Here is a 16,294-nt window from a genome sequence, read left to right as displayed (position 1 = left end):
CCTTATCCGGCCTACAACGTGCTGCCGTTTACTGATTCTCGATCAACAGCGCTTCCAGCAAGTCCAGATCGTGCAGCAGCTTTTGCAGCGTTTCATTACTGATTTCCCGCGTCGCGCGCAGGTGATAAAGCTCTGCGCGTTCTGAACGCAACGCTGCCAGGCGGAAACGTCGCTCGAGGTTTTCTTCCTGCATCGAGCTTTCCACATCGTTGCGTCCGTCGGCGCGACGACGCAGGTTACCAATCACGCGGGAACTCACCTCGGTGAGTAACTGGTTATCGATGTTCTCTTCGGTGTCCGCGGCCAGTCGCTCCTCCATTTTCTGGATCGCGACAATCGCCACTTCTGCCGTAGCAGCGCGAGCAATACGTTCCTCTTTCTGCTGCTGCGAGTGGTCTGCCACTTCCAGATGTTGTAGCAGAATCGGCAACATCACCACGCCAACAAACAGCGAGAACAGAATCACGCCTGCGGCAAGGAAGATCAGCTCATATCGCGCCGGGAATCCGCTACCGTCCGGTAACAACAGTGGAATGGAGAGCACACCGGCGAGGGTAATTGCCCCGCGCACGCCCGCAAAAGAGGCAATCAGGATTTCACGCGTTGTCCAGGAGCCGAATTCCATTGGTTTTTTCTTCAGGAAGCGCAGACTGAATTTTTTCATCGTCCACAGCCAGCCAAAACGTACCAGCATCAGCGCCACGTAAATCAGCACGATATCGGTAAACAGCATCCAGATTTCAACGTTCGGATCGACCTCTGCCGCCGCTAAGGAAGACTCCAGAATCCCCGGTAACTGTAGCCCTAACAATAAGAAGACCATGCCGTTAAACACAAACTCCAGCATTGCCCAGGTACTGTTAGCACGTAAACGCATCGCCAGTGGCGCGCGGCGCATCACCCCGGAACGGGTGATCGTCATCCCGGCAGCGACCGCCGCGAGGATACCGGAAACGCCGATGTGTTCCGCAATCAGGTAAGACGCAAACGGCAGCAGGAACAGCAGGACGATTTGCGTTGCCGGCTCGTCACCGCCCCAGCGGCTGAGGAAGCGCAGGGAGCGCCCGTACAGCCAACTGACGACAAAACCAGCCAGGATACCGCCAATCGCCACTTTGAAGAACTCAAGCGTTGCGCCACCAACGGTAAATACCATCGTCCCCATCGCCACGGCGACGGCAAACTTCAGAGAGACCAGACCGGAGGCGTCGTTCATCAACGCTTCGCCTTGCAGGATGCCCATGATTTTCTTCGGTATGCGCCCCTCCCCCACAATGCCGGAAAGGGCAACAGCATCGGTTGGCGAAAGGACGGCGGCCAGCGCAAAGGCTGGGATAAGCGGTATCCCCGGCACCAGCCAGTAAATCATAAATCCAATGCCGACCACCGTGACCAGCACCAGCGCCAGCGCAAGGCCGAAGATCTCTCGCCCATGCTCGAGAAACTCACGCGTTGGCGTCTTCCAGCCATCGGCAAAGAGCAGCGGCGGGATGAACAGCACCAAAAACAGCTCAGGATCGAATTCCACATGCAAACCAAACGTCGGCCACGCCAGCAAGGCGCCGATGGCGATCTGCATTAGGGGTAAAGGGAGTTGGAAGGGCAATACGCGAGTAAATACCCCCGACAGCGAGACCACAAGGGTCATGATGAGTATGGTGAAAAAGATTTCCATGCGTTCCCTGTTTGCGATGTTTCTTATGATTGGTGATGAGAGGCGTCGTGCCTCAATTCTATCTAATTGAGAGTAACGCAAAAGACAACGAGTGTGTTCTGAAAATAAAAACGGGCGGCCAAAGCCACCCGTTTTGAGGATCTTTATCGAATAAAAATCAGATAGCCCAGCCGCCCGCGTAGAAGGCCACCAGCGCGATAGCGATAACCACCGTGCCGATGTTCAGCTTGCGCCATTCGCCAGAGACTAGACGGCCAATCACCAGGGTAGCAAAGCCAATCATAATGCCGGTAACGATGTTACAGGTCAGCACGATAAATACGGCCGTTACCAGACCCGCCATTGCGTCGACAAAGTCAGCAAAGTCGATTTTCGCAACGTTGCTCAGCATCAACAGGCCCACATACATCAGTGCAGGCGCCGTTGCGTATACCGGTACAAGATACGAGAGCGGAGAGAGGAACAGGATCAGCAGGAACAGGACGCCAACGGTGATCGCCGTCAGGCCAGTTTTACCGCCTGCCGCCGTACCCGCTGCGGATTCAATGTATACCGCCGCAGGAGCAGCGCCCACCAGACCAGAGAACACGCTGCTCAGGGAGTCGGTGGTCAGCGCTTTGCCGCCGTCGATAATCTGTCCGTCTTTATCCAGCAAATTCGCCTGTCCGGCTACGGCACGAATGGTGCCGGTCGCATCGAAGACGGCGGTCATAACAAGCGCCAGCACGCTCGGCAGAACGATAGGATTCAGTGCGCCCATAATATCCAGGCTGCCGATCAGCGAGTTGCCGTTTTCGTCGCTCAGAGACGGCATGGCAAAAATACCGGAGAAATGCACGGCCGGGTCGAAAATCAGGCCAACAATGGAAATACCGATAATAGTCAGCAGGATGCCGCCCGGTACTTTCAGTTTTTCGAGGCCAATAATCACCGCCAGACCAACCAGCGACATAATCACCGGGAAGGTATCGAAATCGCCCAGCGCAACCGGCAGACCGTCCAGCGGATTCTTAATCACCAGACCAACGCCGTTTGCCGCAATCAGCAGCAGGAACAGGCCGATACCGATTCCCGTACCGTGCGCAACGCCCTGCGGCAGATTGCGCAGGATCCAGCTACGAATACCCGTCGCGGAAATGATGGTAAACAGGACACCCATCAGGAACACCGCGCCCAGCGCAACGGGCACGCTGATATGTTGCCCCAATACCAGGCTGAATGCGGTAAACGCCGTCAGAGAAATGGCGCAACCAATCGCCAGCGGCAGATTTGCCCACAGGCCCATCACAATAGAACCGATGCCCGCGACCAGACAGGTTGCCACAAATACAGCGGCAGGCGGGAATCCGGCTTTACCCAGCATCCCTGGAACCACAATAACGGAGTAAACCATGGCGAGGAACGTCGTTAATCCGGCAACGACTTCCTGACGAACGGTACTGCCACGAAGCGAAATTTTAAACCAGGCGTCGAGTGAACCGCCGGTACGCGCTGAAGGCGTAGACATAGAAAACATCCCCTGAGAGTTTATTTTTTCGTCATTATGCGTGCTGGACAATCCACTGCCTGCTAAACGTTTTCTCCATGTGCCAGGTTTGCGTCATTAGGGGTGTCGCAAAAAAGCAAACGTTTAGCTCCGCGCATAAAAAACGGGTGGTAAAAAAAAGCAAACGATTATCCAGCGATCATACGCCGGTTTTCAACTGAACTTTGCCGCTTTTTACTCATTTCTTCTTATAACGCACAATAAACAACCAGTCGATGCGCAAACGTTATCGTCAATGCGCAATCTGGTAACAAATTTCGCCAGATTGTCGCAACAATCGTTCTTATTTTTCGCGCAAACTCGCACAAGAAAACCGGTGAAGATGCGGTAAATTTTTTGGCTAAAAAATCATCGTTTCACTGGCAAATGAAGGGAGGTAGCTTACACTTACATTATCAACACAGGCCGGAACCTCCCCTAATGTGCTCGACTGAGGGGTGTTGATGTCGGGGGAAACCCTCCCGTGAACCAGCGGGATAGAGTGAAAGACAAAGACCGGAACCAAACTAAAGCGCCCTCTGTGGCGCTTTAGTTTTATACCCGTCATACTTCACGTTGCAGGTGTGTTGGCTGCGTTTACTCACCCGAATCACTTAGTTTACTAAGCTCATCGGGATTCGTGCTCTTGCCGCCTTCCCACAACGCGAATTATTTAGGGTATATATCCGTCATATATTTAAACCAATCAATCATCTTCCAGCAGACGCGCCCCGGTTCCTTGCTCGCCCAACTGATCGCCTGGGTTACGCAACGGGCAATCGCTGCGCGACAAGCAGCCGCAACCAATACATCCATCCAGCTCATCGCGTAGCGACACCAAAGTATGAATGCGTCGGTCCAGCTCTTCACGCCATTGCGAAGAGAGCTGTTTCCACTCTTTAGCGCTAAGTGAATGTCCTTCAGGTAATACGCCCAGCGCGTCGCCAATCGTTGCCAGCGGGATCCCAATACGTTGAGCAATCTTGATAATCGCCACGTAACGCAACACATCACGTTTGTAGCGACGCTGATTACCGCTGTTGCGCATGCTGCTGATTAACCCTTTGCTTTCATAGAAATGCAGGGTCGAAACTGCCACGCCGCTACGCTTTGCAACTTCACCTGGCGTGAGCAGCGCTTTTATCCGGGGTAATTTCTTTTCCATAAATCGCTTTACCTCAAGTTAACTTGAGGAATTATACTCGCCCACAGACAAAACGACGAATCGAATACTGAGAAAGAGGCAGCCCTATGTCCCATCAGCAGATTATTCAGACCCTTATTGAATGGATTGATGAACATATCGATCAGCCGCTGAACATTGAGGCGGTTGCGAAAAAATCAGGTTACTCGAAGTGGTATTTACAGAGAATGTTCCGCACGGTGACGCGCCAGACGCTGGGTGACTACATCCGCCAGCGACGACTTCTGCTGGCGGCGGTTGAACTGAGGACGACTGAGCGACCTATTTTCGATATCGCGATGGATCTTGGTTATGTATCGCAACAAACCTTTTCGCGCGTGTTTCGCCGCGAGTTTGATCGTACCCCCAGCGATTACCGCCACCGCCTGTAAGCTTATTGCCCGCTCTGCGTCAGTATGGCGGGCGACCGTTGTATCCAGTGCATGAACTCCTGAGACGGTAGCGCCTTCGCAAAATACCAGCCCTGACAATACTGTACGCCGCGTTCAAGCAGCCATTCGATTTGTTCCTTCGTTTCCACCCCTTCCGCAATCGTCTTCAGGTGTAAGCTTTGCGCCATCTCAATAATATGTTCGGCAATCAAGTGGCTGGTGCTGTTAGTGGACAACGTGCTAATAAACGATTTGTCGATCTTCAGGATATCGACATTCAGCGCTGATAAATTATGCAGATTGGAATATCCCGTGCCAAAATCATCAAATGCCACTTCATAACCCGCCTTGCGGAACGCCTGGATTACTGGGGTCATTTTATGTACATCTATGAACCCCCGCTCCGTCACTTCGACTTTAATTTGCTGGGCCGCCACGGAGTACTCACGATTTTTGTCGTTAATCAGAGCAATCAATCGGGATGAATGAAAGTCAGAAGCGGAAAGGTTAATCGAGATATAAAGCTGAGGATGCGCCGAAAGAAAATACCCCAAATCGTTGAATACCTCTTCAACGACATAATCCGTGATCCGCTCAATCATTCCCTCTTTTTCAGCCAACGGAATAAACTCCGTCGGGCTCATCACCTCACCTTTACAACCCGGCCAGCGCAGCAGAGCTTCAGCACCAACACATTGTCCATTCTTAATATCAATGATCGGCTGGTAATGCAGGCAAAGCTGACGTTTTTTGATCGCGCGTTTTAGTAAGCGCCGGGGAGATAAGTATTCCTGGCGCGTGCGCCACCACATTAGCAGTATCAGGATGCTGCAGATAATCCCGAAGGGAATGGTTAACGCCGCCTCGTGATAGAAAATCTGACTTACGCGGTTGTGTGAGGTCGACACAATGATCGCAATTGGGCGTTTTTCTGAATGCACGATGGTGTAAAAGCGATCGTCTTGTTGAAAGGTCGAAGCTTCACCGCGTACGAGAGGCGCGAATTGCGCAATATTTGCCGCTTCGCTGGCAGAGAAAAACGTATCTGTTACTGTGTCATATACGCCCCAGGACAGATCCGGATCATCTGACATGACTTCGCTGTAGGATAATGGATTTATGACTGCGACGTAGTTCCCACGTTGCATGTACGTCATTCTGTAGCCAGCGAAAAAAGGGGTATCGCGGTAGTAATAGATGGCGATATCCGGCGTACGTTTATAGTCGGCTGTCGGCATAATATAAGTAACAGGCGGCGCCATAGACGTAGAGCACAAAAAATGATCGCCCTGCGCATAAATTAGCTCACTGATATATAAACGACCGCGAATAATATTCAGCATACTTTTCTGATGTGCCGGGGTACACATCTTACCCTGATACAACTGGGCCATATCACGCGCCAAATCGGCTTGTAGGATTACCAATTCTGTTTTATTTAACACCAGTTGAGCAAAAGAGCGGAGTTGGTTATGGGTTTCGGTCATCGCCCGGATATGTGCAAACCAAATCGCCAGCACCACGGGGAACAATACCACCATGAATGTTCCCAGGAACTTCAGCATCTTGCGTCGCGCACTGTGATTCATGTCAGCCCTATTTCCCTGTTTCGTATATGCCAGAACCCATCAAGGCAGGATGCTATAAACACCGACTGATTAAGTTGCATGAATCTATCAGTATTAGCAACAGACTTCTCTATGTAAAAGTCTGATAATAGTTGATGATGATATTATTTTTCCGTAAGGCAAACTTAAAGTTATGCTTATTTCATAACGTTATTATCCCCACGGAGTAATTTTTTATGAGCATTATCCTGGCTGCGTTTAAGAAATTCATTAAAGTTTTTTAACGTTTAATTTAGGATAAATATAACAAGCAGACTAAATACATGTTTAAAACATGGTTATTTATTATCAACCCTTCATTAAATTAAACCACACAATCAGAGTGGTTTTAGGCCTACAAAAATAGCGTCCAATAGTGGTGAACAAACGAGCACTTGTGATATAGTTCACAAAAATAATGTAACAGAAACAATGTTTCATTCATGTTATTGCCCGTCGATAGCCAGAGTACTACACCCTCGGTGAACACCCCCGCGCTGTCCTGGGCATCCAGACTTTCTGAGGACGTTTTTCATGGCAACGATAACAACTGGCGTGGTTCTTCTGCGGTGGCAATTACTCAGTGCAGTGCTGATGTTTTTAGCCAGTACGCTCAATATCCGTTTTCGTAAATCAGACTATATTGGCCTGGCCGTCATTAGCAGCGGTTTGGGGCTGGTGTTTGCCTGCTGGTTTGCGACTGGATTGCTCGGCATAACCCTGGTGGATATGTCCACTATCTGGCAGAACATTGAAACCGTGATGGTTGATGTGATGAGCCACACACCGCCAGACTGGCCGATGGTGTTGAACTGATAACAAAATTGCATATGGCTACCCCGGTCTTGAGGTAGCCATAATTTTCAGCGAAAAGCAGAAGGATTAGAACGGAATATCGTCGTCGAAATCCATCGGCGGTTCGTTAGACGGCGCTGCCGGAGCGGACTGCTGCGGACGAGACTGCGCGCCGCCGCTGAACTGATTGCCGCCCTGCGGCTGCTGAGGCTGACCCCAACCACCCTGCTGCTGGCCGCCACCTGCCGGAGCACCACCGCCCTGACGACCGCCCAGCATTTGCATGGTGCCGCCAACGTTAACAACAACCTCAGTGGTGTACTTTTCTACCCCGGACTGATCGGTCCATTTGCGGGTACGCAGCTGACCTTCGATATAGACCTGGGAACCTTTACGCAGATATTCACTGGCCACTTCCGCCAGTTTGCCAAACAGCACAACGCGGTGCCATTCAGTCTGCTCTTTCATTTCACCGGTCGCTTTATCACGCCAGGATTCGGAAGTAGCCAGCGTAATGTTGGCAACTGCGCCACCATTCGGCATATAGCGTACTTCCGGGTCCTGGCCCAGATTACCGACGAGAATCACCTTGTTTACGCCTCTGCTGGCCATGATCGTGTCTCCTGAAAAACGTTACTGAATAAGTGTAAGCGCGGGATTGTAGCATTTCCAATAGCGCTTTTACTACGTTGCGAAGTTGATTCCAGTAAACAACCCCCGCCAGACATTGTTGCACAGGAACATGCGTTTTGCATTCCAATACTGTATATCCATTCAGGTCAGGTTGTGTCATAATTAACCGTTTGTGATCGCCGGTAGCACCATGCAGCCAGGCAAAAAAGCGTTTAATCCGGGAAAGATGAATGGATAAGATCGAAGTTCGGGGCGCCCGCACCCATAATCTCAAAAACATCAACCTCGTCATCCCGCGCGACAAGCTGATTGTCGTCACCGGGCTTTCGGGCTCAGGCAAATCTTCGCTCGCTTTCGACACCTTATATGCCGAAGGGCAGCGTCGTTACGTTGAATCCCTTTCCGCGTACGCGCGTCAATTTCTGTCGCTGATGGAAAAACCGGATGTCGACCACATTGAGGGGCTCTCTCCTGCCATCTCAATTGAACAAAAATCGACGTCCCATAACCCGCGATCCACGGTAGGTACAATTACCGAAATTCACGACTATCTGCGTCTGCTGTTTGCCCGCGTTGGCGAGCCGCGCTGTCCGGATCACGACGTTCCCCTGGCAGCGCAGACCGTTAGCCAGATGGTGGACAACGTCCTGTCGCAGCCGGAAGGCAAACGTCTGATGCTGCTGGCGCCGGTAATTAAGGAGCGTAAAGGCGAGCACACCAAAACGCTGGAAAACCTGGCGGGCCAGGGCTATATCCGCGCCCGTATCGACGGCGAAGTGTGTGACCTTTCCGATCCGCCCAAGCTTGAGCTGCAAAAGAAACACACTATTGAAGTGGTGATTGACCGCTTTAAAGTACGCGACGATCTCACCCAACGACTGGCTGAATCCTTTGAAACCGCGCTGGAACTGTCCGGTGGTACGGCGGTGGTCACCGATATGGACGACCCGAAAGCGGAAGAGCTGCTGTTCTCCGCTAACTTCGCCTGCCCTATCTGCGGCTATAGCATGCGCGAACTGGAACCTCGGCTGTTCTCGTTTAACAACCCAGCGGGCGCGTGTCCAACCTGTGACGGTCTCGGCGTGCAGCAGTATTTCGATCCTGACCGGGTGATTCAAAACCCGGAACTGTCGCTGGCCGGTGGTGCTATTCGTGGTTGGGATCGCCGTAACTTCTATTATTTCCAGATGCTTAAATCTCTGGCTGAACACTATAAATTCGACGTTGAAGCCCCATGGGCCAGCCTGAGCCCTACCGTGCATAAAGTGGTGCTGTACGGTTCGGGTAAAGAAAATATCGAATTCAAATACATGAACGATCGCGGCGATACGTCCGTACGTCGTCACCCGTTTGAAGGTGTGCTGCACAATATGGAGCGCCGTTATAAAGAGACGGAATCCAGTGCAGTACGCGAAGAATTAGCCAAATTCATCAGTAACCGACCGTGCGCCAGCTGTGAAGGGACGCGTTTACGTCGCGAGGCCCGCCACGTATTTGTTGAAAATACGCCGCTGCCCGCGATTTCCGACATGAGCATCGGTCATGCAATGGATTTCTTCAACAATCTGAAGCTTGCGGGTCAGCGGGCGAAGATTGCTGAGAAAATTCTTAAAGAGATTGGCGATCGTCTGAAGTTCCTGGTCAACGTCGGCCTCAACTATCTGACGCTATCGCGGTCGGCGGAAACGCTATCCGGCGGTGAGGCCCAGCGTATTCGTTTGGCAAGCCAGATCGGCGCAGGTCTGGTTGGTGTAATGTACGTGCTGGATGAACCGTCTATCGGTTTGCATCAGCGCGATAACGAGCGTCTGCTGGGTACGCTTATCCACCTGCGTAATCTGGGTAATACCGTCATTGTAGTCGAGCACGATGAAGATGCGATTCGCGCCGCTGACCACGTTATCGATATCGGCCCCGGCGCGGGTGTTCACGGTGGTCAGGTCGTCGCCGAAGGGACGCTCGACGACATCATGGCAGTGCCTGAGTCGCTGACCGGCCAGTACATGAGCGGTAAACGCAAAATTGAAGTACCGAAACAGCGCGTGGCGGCTGACCCAGAGAAAGTGCTGAAGCTCACCGGCGCACACGGCAATAACCTGAAAGATGTAACCCTGACGCTGCCGGTAGGTTTATTTACCTGCATTACCGGGGTTTCCGGTTCGGGTAAATCGACGCTGATTAACGATACGCTGTTCCCGATTGCGCAGACGGCGCTGAACGGTGCGACGCTGGCTGAACCTGCGCCGTATCGCGACGTTCAGGGCCTGGAACATTTCGACAAAGTCATCGATATTGACCAAAGCCCGATTGGCCGTACGCCGCGTTCTAACCCGGCAACTTACACCGGCGTGTTTACGCCAGTGCGCGAACTGTTTGCCGGCGTGCCGGAGTCACGTGCACGCGGTTACACCCCGGGGCGTTTCAGCTTTAACGTCCGCGGCGGACGCTGTGAAGCCTGTCAGGGCGACGGCGTGATCAAAGTCGAAATGCACTTCCTGCCGGATATCTACGTGCCGTGCGATCAATGTAAAGGCAAACGCTATAACCGCGAAACGCTGGAAATTAAGTACAAAGGCAAGACTATCCACGAAGTGTTGGATATGACGATTGAAGAAGCACGCGAGTTCTTCGATGCCGTTCCGGCGCTGGCGCGTAAGCTGCAAACACTAATGGACGTTGGCCTGACGTACATCCGACTGGGTCAGTCCGCTACCACACTCTCGGGCGGCGAGGCGCAGCGCGTGAAGCTGGCGCGCGAACTGTCAAAACGCGGTACCGGGCAAACGCTGTATATTCTCGATGAGCCGACCACCGGTCTGCATTTTGCGGATATTCAGCAACTGTTGGACGTGCTGCATCAGCTCCGGGATCAGGGCAACACCATCGTGGTGATTGAGCACAATCTGGACGTGATTAAGACCGCTGACTGGATTGTCGATCTCGGTCCGGAAGGCGGCAGCGGCGGCGGCGAAATTCTTGTCTCCGGCACACCAGAAACGGTCGCTGAGTGTGAAGCCTCACACACGGCACGTTTCCTCAAGCCACTGTTGTAATTACGCAACACTTATCAGGCCCACAGAACAGGCGTAAAGCTTGTAGGCCTGATAAGGCGCTTGCGCCGCATCAGGCAACGGTTGTACCTGATGGCGCTACGCTTAACAAGACCGTTCAGGGCTGCGTCAGTATCCGCCGTTTATCAGCAGGCAGCGTGTTCACAGCCTGCTGATAAGAGGCGTCAACCAGATAATAAATCTGTGAATCCGGTAGCGAGCCGTCCAGATACACCGTACTCCAGTGCGCCTTATTGAGATGCCTGCTTGGCCGAACATCGCTATGCTGCTGGCGCAACAACTCTGCCAGTTCTGGGCTGGTTTTCAGAGACACCGCCGGGCGTTCTTCCACCTCTTTTACCATGGCAAAAAGCACATCTTCGACTTTGATTTGCGTGGCCTTCCAGTCACTGTGAACGCTCTGCTCCGCGCCCATTTTTGCCATGCAGTATTGCAGCAACTCCGAATTCGTCATCTTTATTCCCCTTACCAGCATATTGCCTAATGAGAACATCATTTATTCAGTGTGCAGCAAGTCCGCAAAAGGTAAAAGCCAGCAATGTAAATTTGTTTAAAAAAACAGCAACCCGCAGCCAGTGTCCTCAATATTCCGAGTTGACGATCACCTCTTCACCAAACGCACCGGCCTGTGGCAGCGGCTTATAAGTGGAGTTAGAGGCGCGCAAAATGCGAATACCACGAATGCCCACGTCGCGAGCGGCAGTGATGTCATTATCGGAGTCACCGTAGAACATGCGGATATTTTTATCCTGTAACCACTGCGTTTTGGTGTTCTGGCCCGGCTTATCGCCGGCAAAAATGACCGGATTCATATTGCCTGCCGGGATGTGAAAGTTATCAGACAACGTTTTCGACACCGTTTCAGTCTTCGTCTGGCTACGCCCGGTCACGAAAAAGATGCTGTCACCACGACGCACATGCATATCAATTAGCTGGCGCGCGACTTCTTTTGGAATACTGAACTCGTCCCAGCCGTTATTCATTTTTTCCCAGAAGGCCGGATTCTTCAGGTAATCCTCACTGTCCGGAGAATACGTTTTTTTACCGCGCCAGAAGCCTGGGCTGGAAAAGAGGACAGTGTCATCGATATCAAACCCGACCGCCATCGGCGGACGTCCGGTCAGGCTGTTTTCAATTTGTGCCACGGAGACCCAGTGAATGGGAGCCTGCTCAGCGAGCGTTGCAACATTGGTGCCTGGATTGAGCTGAGAGGGAGAAGAAACGAGTGCCTGGGCTGGCTGATTTAGCGTGAACAATAAACAAACGGCACTCAGTGCCAACGTAAACTTGCGCATATTTTTCCCTAAGTAGTCAGTTAGTTATCATTTTTTTATTAACAACTGGTCAAAAAACTATCTGACCTTACCCCTTAGGAGGAGGGAAAGGAAGGATTTTCTCTGGTTTTGCCCTGGAAAAGGAGCACGATCACACAGGAAAGCGAGCCTGATGGCACGACGCTTATCAGACCTACAAACGAAAATCCATATACCTTTGTAGGCCGGATAAGGCATTTACGCCACCATCCGGCAACATTCAAAGCCGGTTACATGACGGCGGCAAATGCCTTTGCCACGCGCTGCACGTTACCGTGATTCAACCCAGCTACGCACATGCGACCGCTGGCGATCAGGTACACACCGAACTCATCGCGCAGGCGATCAACCTGGGCTGCGCTAAGCCCGGTATAGCTGAACATACCGCGCTGTTGCAACAGGTAGTCAAAGTTACGGCCCGGGATCTCTGCATTCAATACGTTAACCAGCTCCTGACGCATCGCCAGAATGCGGGTACGCATCTCTTCGACTTCTACCAGCCAACTGGCTTTCAGCGCGTCATCACCCAGTACCGCGGCAACTACCTGCGCACCAAAGTTTGGCGGGCTGGAGTAGTTACGACGCACCGTCGCTTTTAGCTGCCCCAGAACGCGGCTGGCGGTATCACCATCTTCACATACGACAGACAGTCCGCCGACACGCTCGCCGTACAAGGAGAAAATCTTCGAGAATGAGTTACTGACCAGAGCGGGCAAACCGGCGCTGGCAATGGCGCGAATCGCATAGGCGTCGTCTTCTATTCCACCACCGAAGCCCTGGTAAGCAATGTCCAGGAACGGAATCAAATCGCGTGCTTTCAGGATCTCAATAACGCTATCCCACTGCGCAGGAGTTAAATCCGCGCCCGTCGGGTTATGGCAGCACGGATGCAGCAGCACGATGCTGCGCGCCGGTAAGGTATTCAGCGTTGCCAGCAGGTCGTTGAAACGAACGCCGTTAGTCGTGTCGTCATACCATGGGTAAGTGCTTACTTCGAATCCAGCCCCCTCAAAAATCGCGATATGGTTTTCCCAGGTCGGATCGCTGACCCATACGCCAGAATCAGGGAAATAGCGTTTCAGGAAGTCTGCGCCAACCTTTAACGCACCGGAGCCGCCCAGCGTCTGAATAGTTGCGACGCGCTGCTGCTGGAGAACCGGATGATCTGCGCCAAACAGCAGCGGCGCAATAGTATGACGATACGTGTTCAGACCTTCCATCGGCAGATACAGCGAAGCACCATGCGGTTTGGCATTAAGTCGAGCTTCCGCTTCCGCCACCGCTTTAAGCTGAGGAATAATTCCGTCTTCGTTGTAATACAGGCCGATGCTGAGGTTCACTTTGTCGCTACGTGAATCTTCTTTGAAGCGCTCCATGAGCGATAAAATCGGGTCGCCGGCGTAGGCGTCAACTTTTTGAAACACGTGTGGTTCTCCAGGTTTACAGGCAAGGGTTAAGAACACAATAAACCGTAAGCGGGAGAAGATCGAGAGGATGTTGAGGGTAATATTGCCGGAAGGCGGTGTAACCGCCTGTCCAGCACATCATTCTGCTAATCGATATACTTCATCGCCACCCTTGAGGTCAGACGCGTAATAAGTTCGTAAGCACTTACTTTCGTCATTTCAGCAATGCGTTCAACGGGCAGTCCCTCACCCCACAGAATCACCGAATCGCCGGCTTTATCCTGCGCTTCGGGGCCTAAATCGACGCAGATCATATCCATCGCAACGCGACCGACGATCGGCACTTCACGGCCATTGACCAGTACCGGCGTCCCAGACGGCGCCGCGCGCGGATAACCATCACCATAGCCCATTGCCACCACACCCAGACGCGTGTCGCGCTCGCTCAACCAGGTACCACCATAACCAACCGGCTCGCCCGCTTTGTGCTCACGCACCGCAATCAGGCTGGAGGTCAGCGACATCACCGGCTGGCAGCCAAAATCAGCACCGATAGAGTGGTTTTCCAGTGGCGACACACCATACAGAATCAGTCCCGGACGCGCCCAGTCGAAGTGAGACTGTGGCCACAGCAGAATACCGCCCGATGCGGCAATCGAACGCTGCCCAGGTTTGCCCTCGCAAAAGCTGTTGAAGATATCGAGCTGTTTTTCGGTCGCGCCGCATTCAGGTTCGTCTGCGCGCGCAAAATGGCTGACGATATTGACCGGCTGGCGCACATTTTCACATTGCGTTAGGCGCTGATAAAACGCCTCGGCCTGCTCAGGGCGTACGCCCAGGCGGTGCATACCGGTATCGAGCTTCATCCAGACGGTAACGGGTTCAACCAGATTAGCTGCTTCCAGGGCTTCGAGCTGCTCCTGGTTATGGACGGCTGTATGCAGACGCTGCGCGGAAATAGTCGGCAGATCGGAGGCATCAAAAAATCCCTCCAGCAGCAGGATGGGCTGCGTGATCCCTCCCGCTCGCAACCGCAGGGCTTCTTCAAGACGAGCGACACCAAAAGCGTCCGCATCGGGGAGCGTTCGCGCGGTCTCTAACAGACCATGGCCGTAGGCGTTCGCTTTCACGACCGCAACCAGTTTACTGGCAGGGGCCAGTTCACGCAGACGTTGCAGGTTGTGTCGCAGAGCGCGGCGGTTAATGACTACAGTTGCCGCTTGCATTTGTATTCCTTAGAAATTACTCATCATCATATTGAGGACCGGCATAGTTGTCGAAGCGGGACCACTGTCCGTTAAACGTCAGGCGCACCGTACCGATCGGACCGTTACGCTGCTTACCAATAATAATTTCGGCGATGCCTTTTAAGTCACTGTTTTCGTGATAAACCTCATCACGATAGATAAACATGATTAAGTCGGCATCCTGTTCGATGGAGCCGGATTCACGCAGATCCGAGTTAACCGGACGCTTGTCGGCGCGTTGTTCCAGAGAGCGGTTAAGCTGCGACAGCGCCACCACCGGCACATGCAATTCTTTCGCTAACGCTTTCAGCGAGCGGGAGATTTCTGCAATTTCCAGCGTACGGTTGTCGGAGAGTGACGGCACGCGCATCAGCTGCAGGTAGTCGATCATGATAAGTCCGATACCACCATGTTCACGGGCGATACGACGGGCACGCGAGCGCACTTCCGTTGGCGTCAGGCCGGAGGAGTCATCAATATAGATGTTTCGTTTCTCCAGCAAAATACCCATTGTTCCGGAAATTCGTGCCCAGTCTTCATCATCCAGTTGACCGGTACGGATTTTGGTTTGGTCTACGCGTGAGAGCGAGGCCAGGGAACGCATCATGATCTGTTCCGAGGGCATTTCAAGACTAAAGATAAGAACCGGCTTATCCTGCAACATCGCCGCATTTTCGACGAGGTTCATCGCAAATGTTGTTTTACCCATCGACGGACGCGCGGCGACGATAATTAAGTCTGACGGCTGCAAACCCGCCGTCTTTTTATTGAGGTCGTCATAACCGGTGTTCACCCCGGTGACGCCGTCGTGCGGCTGCTGGAACAGTTGCTCGATACGCGCGACGGTGGCGTCGAGCACATCAGTAATATTTTTCGGCCCTTCGTCTTTATTTGCGCGGCTTTCCGCGATTTTAAAGACACGGGATTCAGCAAGGTCCAACAGATCTTCACTGGAACGGCCTTGCGGATCAAACCCGGCTTCCGCGATTTCGTTCGCAACCGAAATCATGTCACGAACAACGGCACGTTCGCGGACGATATCCGCATAAGCGCTAATATTCGCCGCACTTGGCGTATTTTTAGATAACTCAGCCAGGTAAGCAAAACCGCCAACGCTGTCCAGTTGTCCCTGAACCTCCAGCGACTCTGCCAGTGTGATCAGATCGATGGGTTTCCCCATCTCCTGCAGGCGATGCATTTCCGTAAAGATATGCCGGTGCGGCCGGGTATAAAAATCTTCCGCCACCACACGCTCGGCGACATCGTCCCAGCGTTCGTTATCCAGCATTAAACCGCCCAACACCGACTGTTCCGCTTCAATCGAGTGCGGCGGTACTTTCAGCCCGGCGACCTGGGGATCGCGCTCACGAGCATCAGTCTGTTGTTTGTTGAAGGGTTTATTTCCTGCCATAGTGAATGGAGTTACCGAGATAATGATTGGGTCGAA

The 16,294-nt window shown here is 52.7% G+C and carries 13 protein-coding genes; 3 read left to right on the top strand and 10 right to left on the bottom strand.

Going from position 1 to position 16,294, the window contains the following annotated elements; genetic code table 11:
* Positions 1 to 28: 28 nt before the first annotated feature.
* From OGX66_RS01040 to soxR, 3 genes are all read right to left on the bottom strand, one after another.
* Complete coding sequence (locus OGX66_RS01040) at positions 29 to 1,675, bottom strand: Na+/H+ antiporter (RefSeq protein ID WP_003031737.1); 1,647 nt, start codon at positions 1,673 to 1,675, stop codon at positions 29 to 31.
* A gap of 157 nt (positions 1,676 to 1,832) precedes the next feature.
* On the bottom strand, positions 1,833 to 3,182 hold the full coding sequence (ghxP, locus tag OGX66_RS01035; RefSeq protein ID WP_044715246.1) for a guanine/hypoxanthine transporter GhxP: 1,350 nt from the start codon (positions 3,180 to 3,182) through the stop codon (positions 1,833 to 1,835).
* Between the two features lie 724 nt (positions 3,183 to 3,906).
* Entirely contained in the window at positions 3,907 to 4,365 is a 459-nt protein-coding gene (gene soxR, locus OGX66_RS01030; protein WP_003031733.1) for a redox-sensitive transcriptional activator SoxR, read from the bottom strand.
* A gap of 86 nt (positions 4,366 to 4,451) precedes the next feature.
* Here soxR and soxS point away from each other — a divergent pair, with 86 nt between their 5' ends.
* Entirely contained in the window at positions 4,452 to 4,775 is a 324-nt protein-coding gene (gene soxS / locus OGX66_RS01025) for a superoxide response transcriptional regulator SoxS (RefSeq protein ID WP_003031731.1), read from the top strand.
* 2 nt (positions 4,776 to 4,777) lie between these two features.
* Here soxS and pdeC read toward each other — a convergent pair whose 3' ends face one another.
* Positions 4,778 to 6,364, bottom strand: coding sequence for a cyclic di-3',5'-guanosine monophosphate phosphodiesterase PdeC (gene pdeC, locus OGX66_RS01020; RefSeq protein ID WP_003031729.1), 1,587 nt, complete (start codon positions 6,362 to 6,364; stop codon positions 4,778 to 4,780).
* A 552-nt stretch (positions 6,365 to 6,916) separates the two neighbouring features.
* Here pdeC and OGX66_RS01015 point away from each other — a divergent pair.
* Positions 6,917 to 7,198 (top strand): YjcB family protein, encoded by a 282-nt coding sequence (locus OGX66_RS01015; RefSeq protein ID WP_044715249.1) that lies wholly within the window; start codon positions 6,917 to 6,919, stop codon positions 7,196 to 7,198.
* 66 nt (positions 7,199 to 7,264) lie between these two features.
* Here the strand turns inward: OGX66_RS01015 and ssb1 are convergent, their stop codons facing one another.
* A complete protein-coding gene (ssb1, locus tag OGX66_RS01010; protein ID WP_003826621.1) occupies positions 7,265 to 7,789 on the bottom strand; it encodes a single-stranded DNA-binding protein SSB1 in 525 nt (174 codons plus the stop codon).
* A gap of 251 nt (positions 7,790 to 8,040) precedes the next feature.
* On the opposite strand from ssb1, the gene uvrA reads away from it, so the two are divergent.
* On the top strand, positions 8,041 to 10,863 hold the full coding sequence (gene uvrA / locus OGX66_RS01005) for an excinuclease ABC subunit UvrA (RefSeq protein ID WP_270936131.1): 2,823 nt from the start codon (positions 8,041 to 8,043) through the stop codon (positions 10,861 to 10,863).
* Between the two features lie 115 nt (positions 10,864 to 10,978).
* On the opposite strand, the gene OGX66_RS01000 is transcribed toward uvrA, so the two are convergent.
* The 5 genes from OGX66_RS01000 to dnaB form a co-directional block, all read right to left on the bottom strand.
* Positions 10,979 to 11,335 carry an MmcQ/YjbR family DNA-binding protein gene (locus OGX66_RS01000; RefSeq protein WP_003031719.1) on the bottom strand — a complete coding sequence of 119 codons (357 nt, stop codon included), beginning with the start codon at positions 11,333 to 11,335 and terminating at the stop codon, positions 10,979 to 10,981.
* 127 nt (positions 11,336 to 11,462) lie between these two features.
* A complete protein-coding gene (gene aphA / locus OGX66_RS00995; protein ID WP_044702294.1) occupies positions 11,463 to 12,176 on the bottom strand; it encodes an acid phosphatase AphA in 714 nt (237 codons plus the stop codon).
* A gap of 248 nt (positions 12,177 to 12,424) precedes the next feature.
* Positions 12,425 to 13,618, bottom strand: coding sequence for an aromatic amino acid transaminase (gene tyrB, locus OGX66_RS00990; RefSeq protein WP_087879458.1), 1,194 nt, complete (start codon positions 13,616 to 13,618; stop codon positions 12,425 to 12,427).
* 128 nt (positions 13,619 to 13,746) lie between these two features.
* A complete protein-coding gene (gene alr, locus OGX66_RS00985) occupies positions 13,747 to 14,826 on the bottom strand; it encodes an alanine racemase (protein WP_003844721.1) in 1,080 nt (359 codons plus the stop codon).
* 16 nt (positions 14,827 to 14,842) lie between these two features.
* Positions 14,843 to 16,258 carry a replicative DNA helicase gene (dnaB, locus tag OGX66_RS00980; protein ID WP_003826610.1) on the bottom strand — a complete coding sequence of 472 codons (1,416 nt, stop codon included), beginning with the start codon at positions 16,256 to 16,258 and terminating at the stop codon, positions 14,843 to 14,845.
* Positions 16,259 to 16,294 lie beyond the last annotated feature (36 nt).

This window comes from Citrobacter sp. Cf072 (assembly GCF_030334485.1).
Classification (GTDB): Bacteria; Pseudomonadota; Gammaproteobacteria; order Enterobacterales; family Enterobacteriaceae; genus Citrobacter; species Citrobacter freundii.
Note: the sequence above shows the minus strand (reverse complement) of the source record. Positions and strands in the feature narration are given on the sequence as shown.